At 70.5% G+C, this 763-nt stretch carries 1 protein-coding gene; it reads right to left on the reverse strand.

Going from position 1 to position 763, the window contains the following annotated elements; all coding sequences use genetic code 11:
- On the reverse strand, window positions 1–761 hold a 761-nt coding region (locus ACFO60_RS40790; protein ID WP_380852910.1), incomplete at its 3' end, for an amidohydrolase family protein.
- Window positions 762–763 lie beyond the last annotated feature (2 nt).

Here is a 763-nt window from a genome sequence, read left to right on the forward strand (position 1 = left end):
GGGGTGATCATGGGGTAGTCGGAGCCGAAGAGCACCTTGTCCTTCAGCAGCGTGTTGGCGTACCGCACGAGCTGCGGGGGGAAGTACTTCGGCGACCAGCCGGACAGGTCGATGTAGACGTACGGCTTGTGGGTGGCGACCGCGAGCGCCTCGTCCTGCCACGGGAAGGACGGGTGGGCGAGGATGATCCGCAGCTCGGGGAAGTCCACGGCCACGTCGTCCACGAGCATCGGGTTGGAGTACTTCAGCCGGATGCCGCCGCCCCCGGGGACGCCCGCGCCGATGCCGGTCTGGCCCGTGTGGAACAGCGCGGGCACGCCGAGCTCCTCGATGGCCTCGTACAGCGGGTAGGCGGCGGGGTCGTTGGGCGCCATGCCCTGGATGCTCGGGTGGAACTTGAAACCGCGCACCCCGTGCGCCTCGACGAGCCGGCGGGCCTCGCGGGCGCCCGCCCTGCCCTTCCACGGGTCGACGCCGGCGAACGGGATGAGCACGTCGGCGTGCTCGGCGCAGCTCTCCGCCACCTCCTGGCTGGAGATGGCGGGATGACCGGTGGCGTGCTCGGCGTCCACGGTGAACACCACCGCGGCCATCTTCCGCTCGCGGTAGTAGGCGGCGATCTCGGGGATGGCCGGCCGCGGGTGCGCCTTGAAGTACTTCGCCGAGGCGGCGGACAACTCGGGGCTCAGCGACTCGTGGCCGTCCGCGGAGACCTCGGCGTGGGTGTGCACGTCGATCGCGACCAGATCGGCGACGTTCATGA

Origin of the sequence: Sphaerisporangium dianthi (assembly GCF_042654065.1) — a bacterium.
Lineage (GTDB): Bacteria > Actinomycetota > Actinomycetes > Streptosporangiales > Streptosporangiaceae > Sphaerisporangium > Sphaerisporangium dianthi.